The organism is Proteus sp. CA142267, assembly GCF_003336825.1.
GTDB lineage: Bacteria > Pseudomonadota > Gammaproteobacteria > Enterobacterales > Enterobacteriaceae > Proteus > Proteus terrae.
Genome location: NZ_QPMG01000008.1, coordinates 135,840 through 158,521, shown reverse-complemented (window position 1 = coordinate 158,521; position 22,682 = coordinate 135,840). Strand labels below are relative to the sequence as shown.

The window sequence follows — 22,682 nt, the reverse complement described above, 5'->3', positions numbered from 1 at the left end:
GGTATAAATCTTATTTGCGACTTATTTACTGGCTAACTGTTTATTTTCAAATAAATTTACTTTCGACTAAACAGTGCCATTGATTCCAGATGACCCGTTTGTGGAAACATATCCAACATTTTTAAACTGGTTAGCTGATATCCAGAATCTAATAATATCTTACTATCTCTGGCTAACGTGGTCGGATTACAGGAGACATACACGATTTTTTCTGCGGATAACTTCACAATATGTGACATTACCTCCGAAGCGCCTGCTCTTGCGGGATCTAACAACACTTTGTTAAATCCTTCTTTCGACCACGACATTGCAGAGAAATCCGCTGATAAATCTGCATGCCAAAAATGCGCATTATCCAGTTGGTTTAGTTCTGCATTCTTTTTCGCCATTTCAACCAGCGCAGGTACACCTTCGATACCCACCACTTCACTGACACGTTTTGCGATAGGCAAAGTGAAGTTTCCCATACCACAAAATAGATCTAACACACGATCTTCTGGCGATAAATCAAGCCATTCAATAGCTTGAGCAACCATCTTAGGATTTATTTCATCATTTACTTGAATAAAATCAGTAGGTGCAAAACGTAAATTTAGACCTTCTATTTGATAGAAGGGTTCCTTCTCAATTGAAGTTAATCGTGCTATCTCGCTATTATCACCTGCAAGATACATCGTAACTTGATGAGTTTGAGAGAAATCACGCAAACTCTGTTTATCACTCTCAGGTAATGGTGATAAATGACGTAAAATCACCAACGACCCATTATCAGCGAGCACCATTTCAACATGCCCTAAATCACGTACTGATGTTAATTGTTTAAGACATGCCCAAAGAGGAGACAATAAATCATTTAACTGAGGTTTTAATACTGGGCATTTTTTTATCATGACCAAATCATTAGAGCGCTCTTGGCGAAATCCCATCACCAACCCTTTTTCAGGTTGATAACGCAATCCCAATCTTGCTCTACGACGATAACCATATTCAGCGCCGGCAATAACAGGTTCCGCTGAAATCACCACTCCCGTTTCACGTTTAATAAGATGTGATAACACACCTGCTTTTGTTGTACGTTGTAACGCAATCAGTACATGTTGCTGCTGACAACCACCACAACGCTCATAATATTCACAATGAGGCGTTATACGCTGCTCACTGGTAGTTAAACGCTTAATAACCTCGCCCTTAGCAAACTGGCGTTTTTCTTCTGTTAAACGAATACGAGCAGTTTCTTGTGGGAGTAATCCTTTTACAAAAATCGTTTTGCCCTCAGCATGAGCAATACCTTGACCATTTGCATCCAATGCACTGGCGGTCACTTCCAGAGTTGTCGCCTGTTTTTTCACAGGGCGTTTTTTAGGGGAATAAAACTGCACCATAGTATTAAATTAAGTATCAATGACGGATTAACAGTGAAATGACATCGTTTTAGAATACGCTGTATGTTTTTCAGCGTTACATGAATGACTATGCATTTCAGAAGAAAACATGGGAAGAGTATAACATCGAACAAGTTATTTACTTAACTGATATAAGCAATATTTTTGTTAAATTGAGAAAACTTTTAATGATAACAACCTAAGACACTCGTTTTATGGATTTTATATTGTTCTATAACTAACAAATATTATATATAACTTTTATATTGAATATATTTACAATTAATAACATCTATTTTCTGTTATTTTAATAAATCTTTATTATCACTAAGAAAAGTCTAAAAATTATCACCAATCAATTAGATAGCATTTCTCTTAATGATTACAAGTTAATCACAAACCATTAATTTTCTATATTCTTCATAAGCATAATGATCAGTCATTCCACTGATATAATCTTGAATTAATCTGGTACGATAATAAAACTCTAAAATTTTTCCTCTTTCAGTATTTATATCATTTAGCTTTTCTAACATATCGTTATAAGCCAGTTTATGTTTAACAGAAAGCTTATGATATAAACGCGTCTCAATTACATATTTAGGATGTTCGTTATATTTATGCAATCTTAAAAAATCTTCAGTTGATAATAAAAGCAAGGGCTTATAGATATCAAGTAATCCACTGATCACGCGATATCCTTTCATTTCGAGCTCTTCAACTTCAGGATGGCTAAACACCCATTTTTTAGCGACACTTTTTAATGTTGTTAATAAACGATGCTCAGCACTATCCCCCTCCAATAAGGCGTGATTAAAACTCCCTTCATAAACTTGGGGGAGATTTTTTATAAAACGATACGCCGTATAAGGGACTAATTTTCCTGTAATATAAACACGTAAATACATAAAAAACTGATCTTGCATGCTACGCTTAGCTTCATTTTGATCGACTTTTTTATAAGCCCTATTCACAGTAATATCGAATAAATCACCTTCGGTCACATCACCATTTTCACGCCATGCATCTCGTAAAAGTTGAACAAGACGGTTGATATCAAAAATTCCCTTTTCTACTGCATCATCTAAATCCGCAATGCAATACGAAATATCGTCAGCAGCTTCCATAATATATGTGAGAGGAAAGCGACAGAACTCACCCATATTTAGTTTTTCTTGTACTTCTTTTACGAATGCTAATTCAGACCAGTAATATCCCGGTTTCTTCATTAAATAGCTATATTCTTTAGGGACTTCACCTTGCCAATAAGCGGGACGGGTATATTTTAATACACAGCCAATTTGAGCATAGGTTAAATTCAATTTAAGAAGATGATGCGCCATTCGAATAGCTTGAGCATTACCCTCAAATTGACATAAATCTTGGCGTAAAGTTTGTCGCAATTCATTTAATTGCACTTTAGCTGAATACTGCATAGGGATAAACGGACAACTATCAAATTCGGCTGTCGCCTCTGGTGATAATACTTTTTGAAACCAATGTTTAATCGCAGCTTCACCAAAATGACCAAAAGGTGGATTACCAATATCGTGCATTAAGCACGCCATCTCAATTAAACTTTCAAGGCTATCGATGCGATCAATTAAGCCATACACTTCAAGCTTATTTTGCTTTTTTAATTCACCGATAATTTGTTTAGCGATATAACGACCAATTTGCTGAACTTCAAGAGAATGAGTAAGACGGCTACGTACTGCGGAATTTTGCTCTAAAGGAAAGACTTGCGTTTTTTGTTGTAAACGCCGAATAGCGGCTGAGTTAATAATACGGCCACGATCACTTTCAAATTGACGAGAAACCTGCATTTCATCGTTAATATCGATATCACTGCTGTTATATTTGCGTTGATAATTTAACTTCAGCTTAAAATCGATCATTTCTGTCCTCTTTCTGGTTTCGATGAAACGAATTCTCTATTCTTTGTGTTATATCGTGTTTTTCCGATAGATGTTAAACTCTATTTAAATTTCTATTTATTATTAACCTACAAGTGAGTATGACACAATGAGAGTTGGCGTAATAGGTGCAATGGAGCAAGAAGTCACACTTCTACGTGAGAAAATTGAAGATTGCCAAATCTTATCTCGTGGCGGTTGTGAAATCTATACAGGCACAATCAACGGTGTTGATATTGCATTATTAAAATCAGGTATTGGTAAAGTTGCGGCTGCGATTGGCACAACCTTATTGCTTGAGCATTTTCGCCCTGATGTTGTTATCAATACTGGTTCTGCGGGTGGCTTAGACTCAAGATTAAATGTCGGTGATATCGTTGTTTCAACAGAAGTTCGCTATCACGATGCAGATGTGACTGCGTTTGGTTATGAACCAGGTCAAATGGCACAATGCCCTCCTGCTTTTATTGCAGATCCTAAACTTATTAGCATCGCAGAAGAGTGTATTGAATCGCTAAAATTAAATGCTGTTCGTGGTTTAATTTGTAGTGGTGATGCATTTATTAATGGTGCAGAGCCTTTAGCGCGTATTCGTCGTACATTCCCAGATGTTGCTGCCGTAGAAATGGAATCCACCGCAATTGGTCATGTTTGCCATCAATTCAACACACCATTTGTTGTGGTTCGTGCTATTTCTGATGTGGCTGATAAAGAATCGCATTTAAGCTTTGATGAGTTTTTATCTGTTGCTGCAGAACAATCGAGCTTAATGGTGACAGCGATGTTGGATAAATTAAAAGACTAATTAAGTCGAGATAATCCTAATATCGTTTTATCAATACCCCACCTTTATTTTTTGTTTATTCTAAGATAAAAAATAGGTGGGTATTTTTTATTATCGGAAAAGTAATGCGTTTATTTATCAATCTTGGATTATTACTCTGTTCATTATTTTGGCTAAACTTTGTCATTGCTATCACACCTGCTGATCGTGTTATTACGTTATCGCCATCAGCTACTGAAATGGCTTACGCCGCAGGTATGGGAGATAATATTGTCGGAGTTAGTGCTTACTCTGATTATCCAGCGGAAGCCAAAAGTATTGAACAAGTTGCCAATTGGCAGGGTATTAATATCGAACGCATTCTATTATTAAAACCTGATTTAGTGATTGCATGGCAAGGCGGTAATCCACAACGTTCGTTAGATCAGTTAAAAGCTTTGGGGATTTCTATCATCTATTCTGATCCACAAAGTATTGAAGAGATCGCAGACGATCTCATTACTCTTTCCAATTATAGCCATCATCCTGATATTGCATTAAAAAATGCCCAACAATTACGCCAGCAATATCAAGCGTTGCAGCAACAATACGCATCAACTATATCGAATCACTCCAAGAAAAAAGTATTTATTCAATTTGGGATGCAGCCGTTATTTACTACATCAAATAGCTCATTACAAAGCCATATTACTAAACTTTGTGGCGGTGAAAATATCTTTGCTAATAGCCCTGTGACATGGCCTCAAGTAAGTCGTGAACAAGTACTTACAAAGCAACCTGATTTGATTATATTCAGTGGTAAAGCAGATCAAATACCTACAGTACAAGCATTTTGGCAACCTCAGCTCACAGTACCGGTTATTGCTATTGATGAAGACAGTTTTAGCCGACCTGCACCGCGTATTATTAATGCGGCACAGCAAGTTTGTGAGGCAATAGCAACGAACCATTAGCAAAATAATCAGTTATTCAGTAGCCACTAATACACAGCCTTTTAAACAACCAAAAATAAAGAAGAGAAGAGTAACCACAGACAAAAGTCGTGCGCAAGCAAGCAGTGCACAGTAAGTGGAGCATACATTAGTATGTGAGCATTACGAGCACTGCTCTAACGCCGTGGCACTACTACACAGCCACGACGCCAAAGAAGGATCAAATACTAAAGGAGGAGCCACAACCACACGTACTCTTAGCATTAGGATTCGTCACAATAAAACGCGACCCCTCCAATCCCTCGGTATAATCCACACAGCCACCCACTAAATACTGCAAACTCATCGGATCAACCACTAAGGCAACGCCTTGTTTTTCTATGGTCATATCACCTTCATTCATTGCATCATCAAAGGTAAAACCATACTGGAATCCGCTACAACCGCCACCCGTGATATAAACACGTAAACGCAGATTTGGATTTTCTTCATCCGCAATCAAATCTTTTACTTTATTTGCAGCCGCGTCAGTAAATTGTAACGGCAGAGCCATATCATCACTCATTGTTCACTCCAGACTGGGTATTCCAGCAAAAAAACAGCCAGCAAAAATTTATATTTCTTGCTGATATAATGTGATGATTATCTAATACCTGCTCATAACCTTCAAGTTTGTTGTGGACAAAATACACTTTTTGCTACCTATCACTTTTTACGATAAACCACGTACCCACAATAACAGTGATAAATCAAAATGTTGTTGCCGTATATTTGGCTTCATCTGCGTGGTGATTTAGAATACGCCTTAATCTTACGCTCACCCATCATTAGGAGTCTGACATGAGCAAGTCTGAAACGCTTTATAATCTCGCACAACAAGTGATCCCCGGCGGTGTCAACTCACCTGTTAGAGCATTTAACGGTGTAGGTGGAACCCCTCTTTTTATTGAACGTGCTAATGGTGCGTATATTTACGACGTTGATGGACGAGCTTACCTTGACTATGTCGGCTCATGGGGACCGATGGTTTTAGGCCATAACCACCCTTCCATTCGCCATGCAGTTACTGACGCTGTACAAAAAGGTCTAAGCTTTGGTGCACCAACGGCAGCTGAAGTTGAAATGGCAAACCTAGTCACTGAACTTGTACCTTCCATGGACATGGTTCGCATGGTGAACTCAGGAACAGAAGCGACAATGAGCGCTATTCGCCTTGCTCGTGGTTACACTGGTCGTGACAAAATCATTAAGTTTGAAGGTTGCTACCACGGTCATGCAGATTGCCTATTAGTAAAAGCGGGCTCTGGCGCATTAACTATGGGGCAGCCAAATTCACCTGGTGTACCAGCTGATTTTGTAAAACACACCTTAACCTGTACTTACAATGATTTGAATTCTGTACGCCAAGCATTTGAAAACTACCCTGAAGAAGTCGCTTGTATCATTGTTGAACCTGTTGCGGGCAATATGAACTGCGTACCACCAAAAACAGACTTCTTACCGGGCTTGCGTGCATTATGTGATGAGTTTGGTGCATTGCTGATTATTGATGAAGTTATGACAGGCTTTCGCGTGGCATTAGGTGGCGCACAAGCTTATTACGATGTTGATCCTGACTTAACATGCTTAGGTAAAATCATTGGTGGCGGTATGCCAGTGGGTGCATTTGGTGGACATATGGAAGTGATGTCTAAACTCGCGCCAATTGGCCCTGTTTATCAAGCGGGTACTTTATCAGGCAACCCCATTGCAATGGCAGCAGGTCTCGCATGTTTACACGAAGTATCACAACCGGGTGTTCATCAAACATTAAATGAACTAACAACAATGCTGGCTGATGGTTTACTTGAAAAAGCACAACAAGCAGGTATTCCAATGGTTATCAACCATATTGGCGGTATGTTTGGTCTATTCTTTACGGATGCAAAAGAAGTCACTTGCTACCAAGATGTGATGAACTGCGATGTTGAACGCTTCAAACAGTTCTTCCATTTAATGTTAGAAAAACGCGTCTACCTTGCACCTTCTGCATTTGAAGCTGGCTTTATGTCTATCGCTCATACCAAAGAAGATATTCAACGCACTATTGATGCAGCGGAATATGCTTTTGCTCAGATGAAGGGCTAAGATCCGATTAGTTTTTTGATAAAAATAAGATGTAAATAAACAAAAAACGGCACTTATGTGCCGTTTTTATTTTAGCTAATCTACGTGATTACCTACTCAGAAAATAGATCTTGTAACCATTTTGGTGCACCACTTTCATCAGTGTCTTGCTGAATAGGTGTGCACAATCCATCTGGATTAGCAGTCCATACAGGTAGAGTACGAACACCTCCACCATAACAAGCAAAGTTACCTTGAGCATCAACAGACATTTCTGCGATATCTTCTGGTGCTGATGGATTTAATTTCAGCGGTGCTTGATTTTCTAAATAGTTACGATACAGCAACAGCGCCCCTGTTGAACCTGTTAAGTTCGTTGGACCATTATTATCGCGTCCCATCCATGAAATCGTCACTTCCTTGCCATCTATTCCGGCAAACCAACTATCACGAAGATCGTTAGTGGTACCGGTTTTGCCTGCAAGGTTGTAATTGCCAAATTTTGGTTTTAATACACGCCATGCTGTTCCCGAATTCACCACTTGTTGCATACCAAATAACGTCATATAAGCCGCTTGAGGTGAAACAGTCGTTTCAGCTTGAGGATAACTTTGGTAAAGCACTGTGCCATCTTGGGCAATAACAGAACGCAATGATGATAATTTTGCACGATTACCTAAACTACCAATTGTTTGGAAGGTTTGAGCCACTTCCATCGGTGTTAAGTTTAATGCACCTAATAACATCGCTGGCACTTTTTCCAGATTTTCCGCTGGTGCGCCTAAGTTGATCCATGTTTTGATCACTTGGTCTAATCCCACTTCTAAACCAAGATTTACTGTAGGTATGTTACGTGATGTTGCTAACGCATCCACCAGCATTAATTTACCTTTATAACCACGATCGTAGTTACGAGGTTGCCAAGGTTTCCCCCCGGGAATAGGTACAGAAATCGGTTCATCAGCAAGCCATGTATTTAAACGAAAACGATCTGGTTCACTTAATGCGGTTAAATAAGTCGCTGGTTTTGCTAAAGAGCCAATAGAGCGGCGAGCCGATAATGCACGGTTAAAACCTGCATATTGTGGTTGAGATCCCCCCACTAAGGCTCTCACTTCACCACTTAAGCGATCCACAACAACCATCGCCCCTTCAAGATCGTCAATTTTACGAACTTTACGGATATCTGCGACACCCACCTCAACCGCTTTTTCAGCCGCATCTTGTGAGACAGGATCTAATGTGGTGAAAATTTTGGTGCCTGATAAATCTTTAACTTTATCGCCCAAGGTTGTTTGTAACTCTTGGCGAACCAGTTGCATAAACGCAGGTTGAGGCGTTAACGCTTCGCTACGTGGCTTCACACCTAAAGGACGCGCACTAAGCACATTGTAAAGCTCTTGGTCGATTATCTCTTGGGTTTGCAGTAGTTTTAACACCACATTACGACGTTCTAACGCCGCTTTAGGGTTACGCCAAGGATTATAAGCAGAGGCACCTTTAACCATACCCACTAAAAGAGCTTGCTGATCAAGACTTAATTCATCAACAGGTCGACCAAAGTAGTAAAGGCTAGCTAAAGGGAAGCCTCGAATTTGTTCATCGCCACTTTGCCCTAAAAAAACCTCATTAAGATACAACTCTAAAATGCGATCTTTGCTATAACTCGCATCCATAATGATCGCCATATAGGCTTCATTAAGCTTTCTTTTTAATGTTCTTTCGTTAGTTAAAAACAGGTTTTTTACTAACTGTTGCGTTAAGGTACTCCCGCCTTGAACTGCTTTGCCCGCAGTAAAATTCGCTAATACAGCACGACCAATAGAATAAAAACTGATACCGTCGTGCTCATAGAAGCGGCGATCTTCTGTTGCTATTAATGTATCCACTAATAATTGTGGGAATTTATCTCTTGCTAAGAATAGGCGTTGTTCACCATTTGCAGATTGCATCATGGTAATTAATTTAGGATCAAGACGGAAAAAGCCAAACTGCCGCTGATTATCCATGTTAGTAATGCTAACCAAGGAATTTTGCTCAAAGGCTAATTTAGCTAAAATTTGTTCTTCACGGCCATCAGGAAAATCAAAAGGTCGGCGCAACATTTCAATCGTGTTGCCTCTTACAACAAATTCGCCAGGACGAGTGATTTTGTTAACATTGCGGTATTGCATACCCTCAAGTAAGCTCACCATCTCTTTTTGGCTATAATTCATGCTCGGTTCTAAGTTAACGGTACGTCCGTAAACCGCGGCGGGTAATTCCCAAACATTGCCATCAAGGCGCTCTTTAATTTGAGAATGTAAATAAACACCATAAATGCCCATTAAAACCGCAACCACAATGGCGATTTTGACAAATAACCAAAACCAAGAACGACCTCTTTTGGTTTGTTTCACTGGTCTTTTCTTTCTACTCATGAACTGTATCTCTCATTAAAACCCCTTTATCACAGGATAAAGAAGCCTAACATTGTCGCTATTTTTCTGTGTGATCCCACAAGAAAGCTCTCAAATACGAATAAAACTAGGGTAAAACTAATATTCATTTAGTGGCTATATTTTTTTACTCGTCGTGTGGGTGCGGTATCTGCGGGTGAATCAGGCCATAAATGCTTGGGATAACGCCCTTTCATCTCTTTTTGCACATCTTTATAACTTCCTGCCCAAAATGTCGCTAAATCTTGTGTTTTCTGAATAGGTCTATGAGCAGGTGATAATAATTCCATCAAAACAGGTAATTGACCATTCGCTACAATAGGACTTTGCTGTTCGCCATAAACCTCTTGAATGCGGATCGCGATCACAGGAGGTAACTCCAAATCATAGTTGATAATCACTTTTGTGCCTGTTGGCGCCAAATAATGCGTCGGAAATAAGCTTTGAAGCAACTGATTTTCATGCCATGTTAATTGATTTTTAATAATCGTATTGATATCAATTTGTTGTAATGCCTTTAATGTCTGAACATCTCCCAGCTCAGGCAATAGCCATGTTTCTAACGTTTCAAGTAACACCGTTTCTTCTAAATCAGGTAATAAAGCATCTGGGCACCATTTTTTCGCCAAAGAAAGGCGTATAAAAAGCTGTTGAGTCTCTTCACTCAGTGCTAAAGCATTTAAACCGTTATCTCTCAGCCAATTCAATAATGCTTGTTGCATTTGCTGTTTATTGGGTTTGTCTAATTGACGCTGGCTTAAAGTTAATCGTCCTAACTGACGTTGTTGCCATGCAACCAACGTACCGCGTTTTTCATCCCATTCAACCGTCGTATTATTTTCAATAAGCTCTGGAAAAGTAGCTGATATTTCATCGATATCAATCGGTAGCGCTAATAAAATTCGGACATCGGCATAATGCGCATTTTGTAGTAATAATGGTGCTAAGATCCACGCTGTATCACTTATTGAGTGCGAGTGCTCCATCATAGCACCTTGCCCATTTGCTAAGCGAAAACGACCTTGATTATCACGATTTTTAGCAATCCTATCAGGAAACCCAACCGCTAATAATAAACCTAACAATTCAGGACAAAACATCCCTTTTCGATGTTGAGAAAGCTGTTTTTCACGTCGTGTCCAGAAGGTGTTTTTTTGTTGAGCAATCCACTCTAAATTAATTTCTTGTCCTCGGGGTGGCTCTTCTAAGATTGCACATAAGCGTGCTGCCGTCGCAAGATGATTGTCACTTTGCTCACTCGCATAATCTAAGATTGCTGCTAATCGGGGCTCTATGCCCCATTGAGCCATGCGTGAGCCTCGTGCGGTTAATCCACCTTGTTTATCTATTGCCCCTAAACGATACAATAAATCTTTAGCAGCATGTAATGCTTGAGGTGTTGGCGTGTCCAACCAATTCAATTGATTAATGTCACGGCAGCCCCACTGCAAGACAGAAAGCCATAACGACGATAAGTCACTACTCAAAATTTCAGGTATTTGGTGAGAAGCAACACGCTCTGCCTGTTCTTGGCTTATTAAATGCCAGCAAATACCCGCTTCAAGACGTCCTGCTCGCCCAGCTCTTTGTGTCTGTGATGATTGGCTAATTCTTTGACGCAGTAAGCTAGTAACACCGCTTTTCAAATCAAATTGAGCGCGTTTTTCAATAGTGCTATCAAGAACCAAGCGAATACCTTCAATAGTCAGGCTGGTTTCTGCAATATTGGTGGCAAGTACGACTTTTCGATAACCTTTTTCAGTTGGTTCAATCGCTTTTTGTTGTTCAGCTAATGAAAGCGCGCCATAAAGTGGAAATAGTAAAATATTGCCATCCACTTTCTCTTTTAGAATATCTACAACACGCACTATCTCTGCACTACCCGGCAAGAATATCAGCATAGAACCAGTTTCTTGTGTCAATAATCGCAACGCCATTGTGGCAATTTCTTGTTCAAAGGGTTGATGCGTATTGATAGGAGAATACACTCTTTCGACGGGATAACTGCGCCCTTGTGCACTGATCATGGGGGCATCTGGTAATAGTGAGGTGAGTTTTTGATTATCTAAGGTTGCGGACATAATCAGAACACGTAAATCATCACGTAACCCCATCTGCACATCAAGCAATAGAGCCAGTGCTAAATCTGCCTGTAAACTACGTTCATGAAATTCATCTAAAATCACTAGGCTCACGCCTGTCAACTCTGGATCTTGCTGTAACATCCGGTTTAATACCCCTTCTGTTACCACTTCAAGTCGAGTTTGTGAGCTGACTTTGCTTTCCGCCTTCATTCGGTAACCTACCGTATTTCCAACTTCTTCATTTAGTTGGCTGGCTAAACGGTAAGCAATGCTTTTAGCCGCTATTCGTCTTGGCTCTAATAAAATGATTTTGCCATCAAAACAGTTTTGCTCCAGCAAATAGAGAGGAAGTGCCGTGGATTTACCAGCACCAGTAGGTGCATGAAGCAAAACTTGTGGGGATTGTTTTAATGCAGTAACGATTTTTTCTGTTACATCAAAGATTGGCAATAAATGCACACAGGCTCCATGACTCATTAACTTTCTTGGCTAGGCATTGTAGCATTAGCGCTTTATTAAAGGTCGTATTTTCATCGGAGTTGTCATGAAATTTGAGCAACCGCTACAATCTGCCACTTTACTAAAACGATATAAGCGTTTTTTAGCAGACGTTGTTACCCCTAATGGGGAAAAATTCACGCTCCATTGCGCCAACACCGGTGCAATGACGGGATGTGCGACACCCGGTGATACCGTTTGGTACTCCACCTCTTCAAATGCAAAAAGAAAATATCCGCATAGCTGGGAACTGACTCAAACTCAAACCGATGATTGGATTTGTGTAAATACCTTAAGAGCGAATGGAATTATTGCTGATGCTATTGAGGCGGGTGACATTCCAGAATTATCTGAGTATGACGAGATAAAACGAGAAGTGAAATACGGCAGTGAGAACAGCCGTATTGACATTTTACTTAAATCAAATCATAAAGTTGACTGTTATATTGAAGTGAAGTCAGTCACCTTGCTAGACAACAGTATGGGCTATTTCCCTGATGCAAAGACAGAACGTGGACAGAAACATCTTCGAGAGTTGACGGCTATCGCAAAATTGGGTTTAAGGGCTGTCTTATTCTACGCAGTTCCCCATACTGGGATTACGGAAGTGACTGTTGCTAAAGAGATTGACCCTGCCTATGCTTCACTGCTAAAAGAAGCGAGTGATGCAGGGGTTGAAATCTTGTGTTATCGCATCAATATTAGTGAATACAATTTAACAATTGGAGAGCAATTACCTTTTATTTCAAATGGTTAATTGATTCTTATGGTGTTAGTTAAGCATTTTTTAACTAAAAAGGGACATTTACTTGCGTGCCTTCACACCATGAGAAAACTTATTGAAGGAATAATTGCTATCCTCGCGGGCATCTGCTATTTATAGCGCCCTATTTTTTCCCCTTCCTGTTTTGAAGGTGGGGATTATTCAGAAATGCGTATGTAGGAGAAGCATTATGCAAGAAGGGCAAAAGCGTAAAACATCGTCCATGAGCATTCTCGCTATTGCTGGCGTTGAGCCATATCAGGAAAAAGCGGGCGAAGAGTACATGAACGAAGCCCAATTAGCGCATTTTAAGCTAATACTTGAATCTTGGCGCAATCAGCTCAGGGATGAAGTCAACCGCACCGTTACTCATATGCAAGATGAGGCGGCAAACTTCCCCGATCCCGTTGACCGTGCTGCACAAGAAGAAGAATTCAGTCTTGAGCTGCGTAACCGTGATCGTGAACGTAAACTCATTAAGAAAATCGAGAAAACACTGAAAAAAGTCGAAGATGATGACTTTGGTTTCTGTGAATCTTGTGGAGTAGAAATCGGTATTCGCCGTTTAGAAGCTCGCCCTACAGCCGATTTATGTATCGACTGTAAGACATTAGCTGAAATCCGTGAAAAGCAGATGGCTGGCTAATAATGAGTAAACGCCTCAGCCTAATACGTTGAGGCGTTAATCTGAATCTTTCGATGCACGAGATTACAGACTATATTGGGCGCTTTGCGCCATCGCCAACGGGTCAACTTCATTTTGGCTCATTGGTTACTGCGCTTGGCAGTTATCTTCAAGCTCGCACACACCATGGGCGTTGGCTTCTGCGCATCGATGATATCGACCCTCTTAGAGAACCCCCCGGCACTGCATCCCAAATTATTCGCACATTAGAACATTATGGTTTGTTCTGGGATGAAGAGATCCTCTATCAATCGCAACGCCATGATGCTTACCGTGAAATTTTACACACTCTTTGGAAAGAGGGTGTTTGCTACCACTGTCATTGTAGCCGTCATCGTTTACATGACTTAGGGGGCGTGTATGATAACCACTGTCGTCACCGAGAGCCACTCACAGACAATGTGATACCTTTTAATAAAGAGAGTGCATGGAGGTTGATCCAACAGCATCCTGTTTATCATTTTGAAGATGTCATTCAAGGTACATATTATTCAAAGAGTACGTCTATCGTGTTAGAAGATATGATTATTCACAGAAAAAATAACTTATTTGCGTATAATCTAGTGACGGTGATTGATGATAATTATCAGGGTGTAACCGAAGTTGTTAGAGGTGCCGATCTACTTGATCCCACGTTGCGACAAATCAGTTTACATAAACAACTGAATTTACCTATTCCGCGTTATGCTCATTTACCTTTAGCAATAAATCATGACGGTAATAAATTATCAAAACAAAATCACGCACATGCGTTGCCAGATACTGATCCAAGACCCGTCATTATCGATGCTTTGCGATTTCTTAATCAGCCTATTATTGCGGGTTGGCAAGATTATTCGTTAGCATCATTGTTAGAGATTGCGACTGCGCAGTGGTCACCTTCTGAGATTTTAAAACAAAATCATCAGCAACAAGGGTATGAATAAACCACACAAAGCATTCTCAAAAAATGTTCAGTAGGCTATGATTAGCCGCTTAATTTTTTTAATTATTAGAATTTATTATTCGAGGTGTCATATTTTTAATCGAGTAGCACATTTCTGCCGTAATCTGCTAGGGCGACAAACAACGTCATCAGACACACAACCGGTAGCAAGTGAAAGGCCAGTCACTGCATCTGACCGACCAATACAAGAAACACAGAAACCTGTGCGTCGGCGTCCTGCTATATCCGCAGACCGTCCCCGTAAAAAAAAGAGTAATAAAGAAAAGGCGAACGGGAGTGATTTGCCAATGACTGTGATCCCAAGAGATCAACACCCAATTTCACGTAAAGACATCAGCGATAATGCATTAAAAGTGCTTTATCGCCTTAACAACTCAGGCTTTCAGGCTTATTTAGTGGGTGGTGGTGTCCGTGACTTATTACTGGGAAAAAAACCAAAAGATTTTGATATTGCCACTAATGCAACACCTGAAGATGTGCGTCGATTATTCCGCAACAGCCGTTTAGTCGGTCGTCGTTTCCGTCTTGCTCATATTATGTTTGGCCCTGAAGTGATTGAGGTTGCGACTTTCCGCGGTTCTCATGAAGATCATGAGATTTCAGACAATAACCAATCTCAGCAAGCACAAAGTGGCATGTTACTGCGCGACAATATTTTCGGCTCAATTGAAGAAGATGCCATTCGTCGTGACTTTACATTAAACAGCCTTTATTACGGTGTTGATGATTTTGCTGTACGTGATTACGTTGGCGGTTTAGCGGATCTAAAAGCAGGTATTATTCGCTTAATTGGCGATCCTGAAACGCGTTATCGCGAAGATCCCGTCAGAATGCTTAGAGCCATTCGCTTTGCCAGCAAATTGGATATGCAAATTGCGCCTGAAACCGCAGAGCCAATTGGTAGGCTCGCCCCTTTATTACGTAATATTCCATCAGCTCGCCTTTTTGAAGAGTCACTAAAATTATTACAAACAGGGCAAGGCTACAAAACTTACAAGTTAATGTGCCGTCATCAATTACTTGAGCCACTGTTTCCGCTGATTGCCTCTAAAATGACGGAGCAACATGATACGCCGATGGAGAGAATGTTAGATCAAGTTCTCAAAAATACGGACTATCGCATTAATAAAGAGATGCGAGTCAATCCGGCGTTCTTATTTGCGGCAATGTTGTGGTATCCATTAATTGAACATGCTGAAAAGTTAGTCCAAGAAAGTGGTCTTTCTTACTATGACTCTTTCTCTATGGCGATGAACGATATTTTAGATGAGCAATGCCGTACTATTGCGATACCAAAACGTATTACCACAACAATGCGTGATATCTGGCAATTACAGCAACGTTTACCTAAACGCCAAGGTCGTCGTGCGAATAAATTACTTGAGCACCCTAAATTCCGTGCAGCGTTCGATTTACTGGAATTACGTGCCAATGTACAACACAATCCAGAGCTTGAAGCGTTAGCAAGTTGGTGGGCTGATTTCCAAGCGTCTAACAATACGCAACAGCGCTCAATGGTATCTGAATTAGGTCAAGCACCGGTTCGCAGACGTCCACGTCCACGTAAACGCCCTCGTCATCCAAGTGCAAAACCTGCATCTAGACAAGAGAGTACCAATGAGTAAACAGAAAAAACGTGTTTATATCATTCTGGGAAGTAATTTGAATTCACCTGACGAGCAGGTGAATTCAGCGATTAAAGCAATCAGTGAGATCCCACAAACAACATTGATTGCACAGTCATCTTGGTATCGTACACGTCCAATGGGGCCTCAAGATCAGCCTGATTACCTAAATGTCGCTGTTGCGGTTGATACAACATTAGCGCCAGAAGAGTTACTTGATAACACTCAAGCTATTGAATTGGCGCAAGGTCGTGTTAGAAAAGAAGGTAATCGTTGGGGACCAAGAACGCTCGACCTTGATATTATGTTATTTGGTGATGATGTGATCCAAACCGAGCGATTAACCGTACCTCATTACGGGCTTAAAGTCCGTGAATTTATGCTTTATCCATTAGCTGAATTAGCCCCCGACCTTCGCTTTCCTGATGGTGAGTTATTAGCAGATAGATTGGCGTTAGTACCCGAAAATGGCATGGAAAAGTGGTAATTTCACACTAATACGCTCTTAATGCTAAAGGTTGATACTTTGACATCCTCCTCGCCCTGAAGGACGGGGATCCCTACTGCGTTCAGACCGTAGCCTGACTCACCTCGGGGTTCCTGACTGCACCATCCCTCCACAGGCTAGAACGACATGTCCTGCCGCTAAAATGTTACGAGCACCGTTGATATCCGCGTTCTCTGTATATCCGCACTCAAGGCACTCGAATTTACTTTGTGACAGACGGTTTTCACTTCTCCAATGACTTCACAGCTATTGCGATAGCGTATCCATCCCAACTTTGGCAAGGATATTCGACTATTGCTCTGATCGAGCTTCACCCCCTGCGGGTAGCGGAACGCATCGTTTTGCTCGCGTTTTTTGAAGCGGGGAAAAGAAGCTCGTTTTTGGAAGAAATTCTTGTAGCCGCGCTCCAAATCTTTCAAGGATTGTTGAAGCGGTTGTGATGGCGCTTTTTTTAGCCACTGTGTCTCAGGATCGGTTTTCCATTCAGTGAGCCATGAAGTCATTTTCGTGTAGGGAATAAATTTGTTTCCTGCCTCATGATTTTCATTTTGGAGTGCCAGCGCACGATTGAAAACAAAACGACAAGCCCCTGCGAAGCGCCGCATATCACGCTCCTGCTGACCATTTGGTCTTAACTGAAATTTAAAGGATTGAAGCCGTTTCATATTCACTATTATATTTTGGTCTATGAAAAGAGAAACTGATATTCGCCGTGGTAGGCACTGTGTTTTCCTGATACACATTCACTTGGTGTTTGTTACCAAATATCGGCGAAAAATATTTGATCAGGATGCCATCGAAAAGCTGAGGAATTATTTTTCCAGCGTATGTACTGATTTTGATGTTGAACTCGTTGAAATGGACGGCGAGCGGGATCATGTTCATTTGCTGGTTAACTATCCGCCAACACTATCTGTATCTAATTTAGTGAACAGTCTCAAAGGGGTATCCAGTCGATTACTGCGTCGGGATCGCCCTGATATTGCGGAACGCTACTACTACAAAGGTGTTCTGTGGAGTCCGAGTTATTTTGCAGCCAGTTGCTGCGGAGCACCGCTTTCAATCATCAAACAATATATTGAACAGCAGGAGACACCTGACTGATCTTTAAAGCCTCTCGGGCTTTTCCGCATTATATCCCCGCCCTGAACGACGGAGCTTTACGGCGTGTTTGGTAAAAAACATAAACAGTATCAGCCTATCTCCTCTCCTTTGCTTTCCCTCGATTTTTCAAACGCCCCTCACTGCCTCAATCTCTAAACTCTTTTATATTTATTTTTCATATATAACCAATTGATGAATATAAATAAAAATTATCATTTGTTATTTTTTATTACTCATTTAGTTACTTTTTCTTCGTTTTTAGTCCTTAAATGCTACAATCGAAAGCGGCTTTATTTTGACAATCAAATATTTTCTTTAATAAACAAACGATTATGTGAAGTAATTAATTTTATCTACACACAAAAAACGACAATGATGGAGTTTGTTACAATGAAACCCACTACGCTTTCAACGCTAAATCGCTATAAGCAAGAAAAGAAAAAATTCGCCACAATCACCGCTTATGATTCAAGTTTTGCCCGCCTTTTTGCACAAGAAGGTATTCAAGCCATGCTGATTGGTGATTCGCTAGGAATGACATTACAAGGCCATAACAGCACGCTCCCCGTTACTGTTGAGCAAATTGCCTATCACACCCGCTGTGTAAGAGCAGGCGCTCCTAATGCCTTCTTAATTGCTGATATGCCCTTTATGTCTTATTCAACACCTGAACAAGCTTGCCTTAACGCCGGCATTTTGATGCAAGCAGGTGCCAACATGGTGAAGATTGAAGGTGGAAGCTGGTTAATTCCTACCGTTAAAATGCTGGCTGAGCGTGCAGTTCCTGTCTGTATCCATTTAGGATTAACACCACAGTCAGTCAATGTTTTCGGGGGCTACAAAGTCCAAGGTAGAGAGCACGATGAAGCCGAGCAATTAAAGCAAGATGCTATTGCCCTTGAAGATGCAGGTGCTCAATTAGCGGTATTGGAATGTGTTCCTATTACTCTGGCTAAAGCAATTACAGACGCATTAACGATGCCTGTTATTGGTATTGGCGCAGGTAATGTCACTGATGGGCAAATTCTTGTGATGCATGACTTATTAGGCTTAACCCCTCAAGCACCTAAGTTCTCAAAAGATTTTTTACAAGAAGCAGGATCATTAAAAGGTGCTGTCAGCCTTTATGTTCAACAAGTTGAACAAGGTCTGTTTCCCGAAGAAAAACATTCATTTAACTGATTTATTATCTTAATTATCAATATCGTTTAAAGGAGTCACGCCATGCTAATTATTGAAACTACGCTTATCTTACGCAGAGAAATCAAGCGATTAAAGCAAGAAGGTAAACGCATTGCATTGGTTCCAACAATGGGTAATCTTCATGAAGGTCACCTAAAATTAATTGAAGAAGCCCGTATTCACGCGGATGTCGTGATAGCTTCTATATTTGTGAATCCACTTCAATTTGATAGAGAAGCAGATTTAGCAAACTACCCTCGAACTTTACAAGAAGATTGCGAGTTACTGCGTGATAAGCATGTCGATATTATCTTTGCTCCTTCAGCGAAAGAGATGTATCCGCACGGCATGGAAAATCAAACCACCGTTGATGTGCCTGTATTGTCTACTGTATTAGAGGGTGCAAGCCGTCCTGGTCATTTCCGTGGTGTCACAACGGTTGTCAGTAAGCTTTTTAATCTTGTGCAACCTGATGTTGCGATGTTTGGAGAAAAAGACTTTCAACAACTGCAAATTATCAAAAAGATGGTAAGTGATTTATGTATGGATATCAGCATCGTTCCTGTTGCTATCGTACGTGACAAAAATGGTTTAGCGCTCAGTTCGCGTAATCGCCTATTATCTGATAGCGAAAAACAACAAGCCCCCGCACTTTATCAAGCGATGCAAGAAATCGCAGAACAATTAAAGTCGGGTGATCATGATGTTAACCAGTTACTGCAAAATGCAAAAAATACCTTAGAGCAGCAAGGTTTTCGTGCAGATGAGTGCTTTATTTGTGATGCAGATACACTCACACCATTAAATGAAGAAAGCCGTCGAGCGGTTGTTTTAATGGCTGCATGGCTGGGTAATACGCGTCTTATCGATAACCAGCAAGTTAATCTTGTGTCTTAATTATTAGAATATAGGAAACACAACAATGCTACGCACTATGTTACAAGGCAAACTTCATCGCGTAAAAGTGACACAAGCCGATCTGCATTATGAAGGCTCTTGTGCGATTGATCAGGATTTTATGGATGCCGCAGGTATTCTTGAAAATGAAGCTATCGATATTTATAACGTTGATAATGGCGAACGTTTTTCAACTTACGCCATTTGTGCAGAAAGAGGTTCACGAATTATTTCTGTTAATGGTGCCGCCGCTCGTCGTGCCGCTGTTGGCGATCGCTTAATTATTTGCTCTTATGTACAAATTCCTGATAGCGATGCGCGTAGCCATAAGCCAAACATTGCATATTTTGAAGACAACAACGAAATGAAGCGCATTGCCAAAGCCGTGCCCGTTCAAGTTGCTTAATCAATAAAATATTGCCCACTTCCCATAGGCAGAGGTTCCCTGCTTATGGGAAATAATAACAAGAACAATAAATAACCTATTGTTATTATTTACTTGTCACGATTCACCTTGATAAAAACGAGATATACGGTTTAAAACCGGATTTCTTCTCCATTTTTCCTCGCTTATCTTTCTGTAGCTTGTTATAAATCATATAAGTATTGTCTGACTACTCTCTGACTAATAAAAAATTATGATAAAAGTTGCTTTAGTAGATGATCACATTGTTGTGCGTTCTGGTTTTGCACAACTCCTAATGCTAGAACCCGATATTCACATCGTGGGTGAATATTCTAATGGGCAAGAAGCATGGCCTTATTTAGCACATGACGATATTGATGTTGCCGTTATGGATCTATCTATGCCTGGCGAAAGTGGTCTACAACTCCAAAGCCGTTTAAAACAAAAGCGCCCCGATTTTCGAACTATTATTTTAAGTATTTATGATACCCCAGCCTTTGTTCAGAGTGCACTAGACTCTGGTGCTCGCGGTTATTTAACAAAACGTTGTGGTCCTGAAGAGTTAGTACAAGCAGTACGTGCTGTACATCAAGGTGGTTGTTATCTCTGTTCTGATGCCATGAAAGCATTACGACAAACACCTGAAAAAGAAGATGCACTCCACACTTTAACTCCTCGTGAAAGAGAGATTTTTAATCTGTTAGTTCAAGGTGTTAATGTCAAAACCATTGCTGTACAACTTAATCTCAGCCATAAGACCGTACACGTTCATCGAGCCAATGTACTGGGTAAATTAGGCTGTGAAACCACCATCGATTTAGTTCATTTCGCCTTAAAAAATCAGTTGATCACAGGCTCGTTGTAATATGAAAAGGGGACTACGTTTTCTTCTTCAATCCCTTTTTTTATTGCTCACCTACTCTTTACTTTGGCTATCACTTTGGGTGATTGGCTTCTATTTAAGTAAAAATGGGCAACAAGCTGCCCTTTTCTTACCTCAAGGTCTACGATTAGCCCTGATAATTTTACTTTGGCGCCGCTTTTGGCTACCGATGCTATTTGCCGAATGGGGGCTTTATTACTGGTTAGCACAAGAGCAATTAATTACCCACGCCATTATTTATCTTTCTCCAATACTAAGCCTCGTTGTCGCACTAGAAGTTCAGCGTATTTGGTGGCGATATCCGCTTTATTGGCAACGCTTAACCCTATTAATTGGCGCTGTGGGTTTTAATAGCCTGCTACAAGCCTTTATTCTCGGGTTTATTATTAATACCACCAGCGATATTTTCCTCACATCAGTAACCGGGGGCATATTGCTCGCGCCTTTTGTCTTTTTACTTTATGAATATCTTCGTGAATTACAAAGTCGCGCCTTAATCTCTGATGGTACTCCCGATCCTCCGCTAAGAACTTCCTTGCTAATGTGGGGATTTCTATTTTGCCTTATCGGGTTAAGTGCTCAGTTTTTTTTAACACCCGAGATAGAGCGTTTATTAGTTATCCTTGTGTTTATTCCTAATGTCTTTATGGCTTACCGTTATGGCTGGCAAGGTGGCGTTTTATCCGCACTGTTAGGTAGTTTGATTATTACTTTTGCTCGCCAAGTCAATGGTGCTTTTAATGATTTGCGTGAGTTAGAAATGTTCTTAACCACACAAGCCATTATCGGTATTGGCTTAGGGATTGCAATTAGTCGCCAACAGCAACTCGCTCATAATTTACGTCATTACCGTTTACGCCTAGAACAAGAGTTACAAGCTCGTCGTGATCTAATGGAAAAGCTCGTTCATACCGAAGAAGATGTTAAAAAAGCCATTGCTCGCGAATTACATGATGAAATTGGGCAGAATATTACGGCTATCCAAATTCAATCAATGCTAATCAAAAGAACGGCGGATAACGACAAAACACGCCAAACCGGAGAGCAAATTGAGCGACTCGCCCTACAAATTCATCAATCTACACGTCAACTACTCCGACAATTACGCCCTCCTGTTTTAGAGGAGATGTCGCTTGAAAAAGCCCTTCATCATTTAATCAATGAGTTTGCTTTTGATGACAACGGCATTACCTGTAATTTTAATTACTCATTAGATAAAGAGCCTGAAAACGAAACCATTATTTTTACTCTCTACCGTTTGGTGCAAGAGCTGTTAAACAACATTAGTAAACATGCTAACGCAACCTATATCCAAATCTCACTGACTCAAAATCAAAACCGTTTACGGCTAATTATTAGTGATAATGGCGTTGGTATGTTACCGACATCATTATCAGCACAACAAAGTAGTGGCTTTGGATTACGAGGAATAGAAGAACGCATTCGCGCTTTAGGCGGAGAATGGGAAGTGATTAACCATCACGGTACGAAAATAATTGTTAACTTACCCACAAATTCAAAAGAAAACAGTGAAAACTAGGAA

Annotated in this window: 19 protein-coding genes and 1 pseudogene; 14 read left to right on the top strand and 6 right to left on the bottom strand. The window is 40.5% G+C overall.

Annotated elements, in window-relative coordinates; translation table 11 throughout:
- Positions 1–56: 56 nt before the first annotated feature.
- Together rlmD and dgt are read right to left on the bottom strand one after the other, a co-directional pair.
- Entirely contained in the window at positions 57–1,382 is a 1,326-nt protein-coding gene (gene rlmD, locus C0T34_RS13835) for a 23S rRNA (uracil(1939)-C(5))-methyltransferase RlmD (protein ID WP_109850330.1), read from the bottom strand.
- Positions 1,383–1,771: 389 nt separating this feature from the next.
- Entirely contained in the window at positions 1,772–3,280 is a 1,509-nt protein-coding gene (gene dgt / locus C0T34_RS13830; RefSeq protein WP_109850329.1) for a dGTPase, read from the bottom strand.
- Between the two features lie 127 nt (positions 3,281–3,407).
- On the opposite strand from dgt, the gene mtnN reads away from it, so the two are divergent.
- Both mtnN and btuF read left to right on the top strand, forming a co-directional pair.
- Positions 3,408–4,103 (top strand): 5'-methylthioadenosine/S-adenosylhomocysteine nucleosidase, encoded by a 696-nt coding sequence (mtnN, locus tag C0T34_RS13825; RefSeq protein ID WP_109850328.1) that lies wholly within the window; start codon positions 3,408–3,410, stop codon positions 4,101–4,103.
- 104 nt (positions 4,104–4,207) lie between these two features.
- Positions 4,208–5,035 carry a vitamin B12 ABC transporter substrate-binding protein BtuF gene (btuF, locus tag C0T34_RS13820; RefSeq protein WP_109850327.1) on the top strand — a complete coding sequence of 276 codons (828 nt, stop codon included), beginning with the start codon at positions 4,208–4,210 and terminating at the stop codon, positions 5,033–5,035.
- 199 nt (positions 5,036–5,234) lie between these two features.
- On the opposite strand, the gene erpA is transcribed toward btuF, so the two are convergent.
- Positions 5,235–5,579 (bottom strand): iron-sulfur cluster insertion protein ErpA, encoded by a 345-nt coding sequence (gene erpA, locus C0T34_RS13815; RefSeq protein ID WP_006534944.1) that lies wholly within the window; start codon positions 5,577–5,579, stop codon positions 5,235–5,237.
- Positions 5,580–5,854: 275 nt separating this feature from the next.
- On the opposite strand from erpA, the gene hemL reads away from it, so the two are divergent.
- The gene (gene hemL, locus C0T34_RS13810; protein WP_098941023.1) at positions 5,855–7,141 is read left to right on the top strand and encodes a glutamate-1-semialdehyde 2,1-aminomutase; all 1,287 of its coding nucleotides are present in this window, start codon (positions 5,855–5,857) and stop codon (positions 7,139–7,141) included.
- Positions 7,142–7,233: 92 nt separating this feature from the next.
- Here the strand turns inward: hemL and mrcB are convergent, their stop codons facing one another.
- Positions 7,234–9,540, bottom strand: a complete 2,307-nt coding sequence (mrcB, locus tag C0T34_RS13805) for a bifunctional glycosyl transferase/transpeptidase (RefSeq protein ID WP_098941024.1) — start codon at positions 9,538–9,540, stop codon at positions 7,234–7,236.
- Between the two features lie 128 nt (positions 9,541–9,668).
- Complete coding sequence (hrpB, locus tag C0T34_RS13800) at positions 9,669–12,101, bottom strand: ATP-dependent helicase HrpB (protein WP_109850326.1); 2,433 nt, start codon at positions 12,099–12,101, stop codon at positions 9,669–9,671.
- Positions 12,102–12,186: 85 nt separating this feature from the next.
- Here hrpB and sfsA point away from each other — a divergent pair, with 85 nt between their 5' ends.
- From sfsA to folK, 5 genes are all read left to right on the top strand, one after another.
- The gene (sfsA, locus tag C0T34_RS13795; RefSeq protein WP_098941025.1) at positions 12,187–12,897 is read left to right on the top strand and encodes a DNA/RNA nuclease SfsA; all 711 of its coding nucleotides are present in this window, start codon (positions 12,187–12,189) and stop codon (positions 12,895–12,897) included.
- Between the two features lie 196 nt (positions 12,898–13,093).
- On the top strand, positions 13,094–13,549 hold the full coding sequence (dksA, locus tag C0T34_RS13790) for an RNA polymerase-binding protein DksA (protein ID WP_023580786.1): 456 nt from the start codon (positions 13,094–13,096) through the stop codon (positions 13,547–13,549).
- Positions 13,550–13,602: 53 nt separating this feature from the next.
- A complete protein-coding gene (gene gluQRS, locus C0T34_RS13785; protein WP_098941026.1) occupies positions 13,603–14,514 on the top strand; it encodes a tRNA glutamyl-Q(34) synthetase GluQRS in 912 nt (303 codons plus the stop codon).
- 37 nt (positions 14,515–14,551) lie between these two features.
- Positions 14,552–16,159: a polynucleotide adenylyltransferase PcnB gene (gene pcnB, locus C0T34_RS13780; RefSeq protein ID WP_098941027.1), complete on the top strand. Its 1,608-nt coding sequence runs from the start codon at positions 14,552–14,554 to the stop codon at positions 16,157–16,159.
- Positions 16,152–16,646, top strand: a complete 495-nt coding sequence (gene folK, locus C0T34_RS13775) for a 2-amino-4-hydroxy-6-hydroxymethyldihydropteridine diphosphokinase (protein WP_098941028.1) — start codon at positions 16,152–16,154, stop codon at positions 16,644–16,646. The genes pcnB and folK overlap by 8 nt, the downstream gene beginning before the upstream one ends.
- A 236-nt stretch (positions 16,647–16,882) precedes the next feature.
- On the opposite strand, the pseudogene C0T34_RS13765 reads toward folK, so the two are convergent.
- A pseudogene (locus C0T34_RS13765) lies at positions 16,883–17,332 on the bottom strand (transposase); the annotation flags it as partial.
- 22 nt (positions 17,333–17,354) lie between these two features.
- Between C0T34_RS13765 and tnpA the strand changes: the two are divergent.
- The 6 genes from tnpA (at position 17,355) to C0T34_RS13735 (ending at position 22,679) form a co-directional block, all read left to right on the top strand.
- On the top strand, positions 17,355–17,771 hold the full coding sequence (gene tnpA, locus C0T34_RS13760) for an IS200/IS605 family transposase (protein ID WP_109850325.1): 417 nt from the start codon (positions 17,355–17,357) through the stop codon (positions 17,769–17,771).
- 390 nt (positions 17,772–18,161) lie between these two features.
- A complete protein-coding gene (gene panB / locus C0T34_RS13755) occupies positions 18,162–18,953 on the top strand; it encodes a 3-methyl-2-oxobutanoate hydroxymethyltransferase (RefSeq protein ID WP_098941029.1) in 792 nt (263 codons plus the stop codon).
- 42 nt (positions 18,954–18,995) lie between these two features.
- Positions 18,996–19,850, top strand: a complete 855-nt coding sequence (panC, locus tag C0T34_RS13750; RefSeq protein WP_098941030.1) for a pantoate--beta-alanine ligase — start codon at positions 18,996–18,998, stop codon at positions 19,848–19,850.
- A 25-nt stretch (positions 19,851–19,875) separates the two neighbouring features.
- Positions 19,876–20,256, top strand: a complete 381-nt coding sequence (gene panD / locus C0T34_RS13745) for an aspartate 1-decarboxylase (RefSeq protein WP_064719124.1) — start codon at positions 19,876–19,878, stop codon at positions 20,254–20,256.
- A 232-nt stretch (positions 20,257–20,488) separates the two neighbouring features.
- Positions 20,489–21,121: a response regulator transcription factor gene (locus tag C0T34_RS13740; RefSeq protein ID WP_023580792.1), complete on the top strand. Its 633-nt coding sequence runs from the start codon at positions 20,489–20,491 to the stop codon at positions 21,119–21,121.
- Position 21,122: 1 nt separating this feature from the next.
- Positions 21,123–22,679, top strand: a complete 1,557-nt coding sequence (locus tag C0T34_RS13735) for an MASE1 domain-containing protein (RefSeq protein WP_109850324.1) — start codon at positions 21,123–21,125, stop codon at positions 22,677–22,679.
- Positions 22,680–22,682: the final 3 nt, after the last annotated feature.

Bases quoted from the DNA above. Each gene is read 5' to 3' on its own strand.
- panD (WP_064719124.1), top strand. From the start codon at position 19,876: ATGCTACGCACTATGTTACAAGGCAAACTTCATCGCGTAAAAGTGACA.
- btuF (WP_109850327.1), top strand. From the start codon at position 4,208: ATGCGTTTATTTATCAATCTTGGATTATTACTCTGTTCATTATTTTGG.
- dksA (WP_023580786.1), top strand. From the start codon at position 13,094: ATGCAAGAAGGGCAAAAGCGTAAAACATCGTCCATGAGCATTCTCGCT.
- panB (WP_098941029.1), top strand. From the start codon at position 18,162: ATGAAACCCACTACGCTTTCAACGCTAAATCGCTATAAGCAAGAAAAG.
- tnpA (WP_109850325.1), top strand. From the start codon at position 17,355: ATGAAAAGAGAAACTGATATTCGCCGTGGTAGGCACTGTGTTTTCCTG.
- mrcB (WP_098941024.1), bottom strand. From the start codon at position 9,540: ATGAGTAGAAAGAAAAGACCAGTGAAACAAACCAAAAGAGGTCGTTCT.
- pcnB (WP_098941027.1), top strand. From the start codon at position 14,552: ATGATTAGCCGCTTAATTTTTTTAATTATTAGAATTTATTATTCGAGG.
- sfsA (WP_098941025.1), top strand. From the start codon at position 12,187: ATGAAATTTGAGCAACCGCTACAATCTGCCACTTTACTAAAACGATAT.
- dgt (WP_109850329.1), bottom strand. From the start codon at position 3,280: ATGATCGATTTTAAGCTGAAGTTAAATTATCAACGCAAATATAACAGC.
- erpA (WP_006534944.1), bottom strand. From the start codon at position 5,579: ATGAGTGATGATATGGCTCTGCCGTTACAATTTACTGACGCGGCTGCA.
- hemL (WP_098941023.1), top strand. From the start codon at position 5,855: ATGAGCAAGTCTGAAACGCTTTATAATCTCGCACAACAAGTGATCCCC.
- folK (WP_098941028.1), top strand. From the start codon at position 16,152: ATGAGTAAACAGAAAAAACGTGTTTATATCATTCTGGGAAGTAATTTG.
- panC (WP_098941030.1), top strand. From the start codon at position 18,996: ATGCTAATTATTGAAACTACGCTTATCTTACGCAGAGAAATCAAGCGA.
- C0T34_RS13735 (WP_109850324.1), top strand. From the start codon at position 21,123: ATGAAAAGGGGACTACGTTTTCTTCTTCAATCCCTTTTTTTATTGCTC.
- C0T34_RS13740 (WP_023580792.1), top strand. From the start codon at position 20,489: ATGATAAAAGTTGCTTTAGTAGATGATCACATTGTTGTGCGTTCTGGT.
- mtnN (WP_109850328.1), top strand. From the start codon at position 3,408: ATGAGAGTTGGCGTAATAGGTGCAATGGAGCAAGAAGTCACACTTCTA.
- rlmD (WP_109850330.1), bottom strand. From the start codon at position 1,382: ATGGTGCAGTTTTATTCCCCTAAAAAACGCCCTGTGAAAAAACAGGCG.
- gluQRS (WP_098941026.1), top strand. From the start codon at position 13,603: ATGCACGAGATTACAGACTATATTGGGCGCTTTGCGCCATCGCCAACG.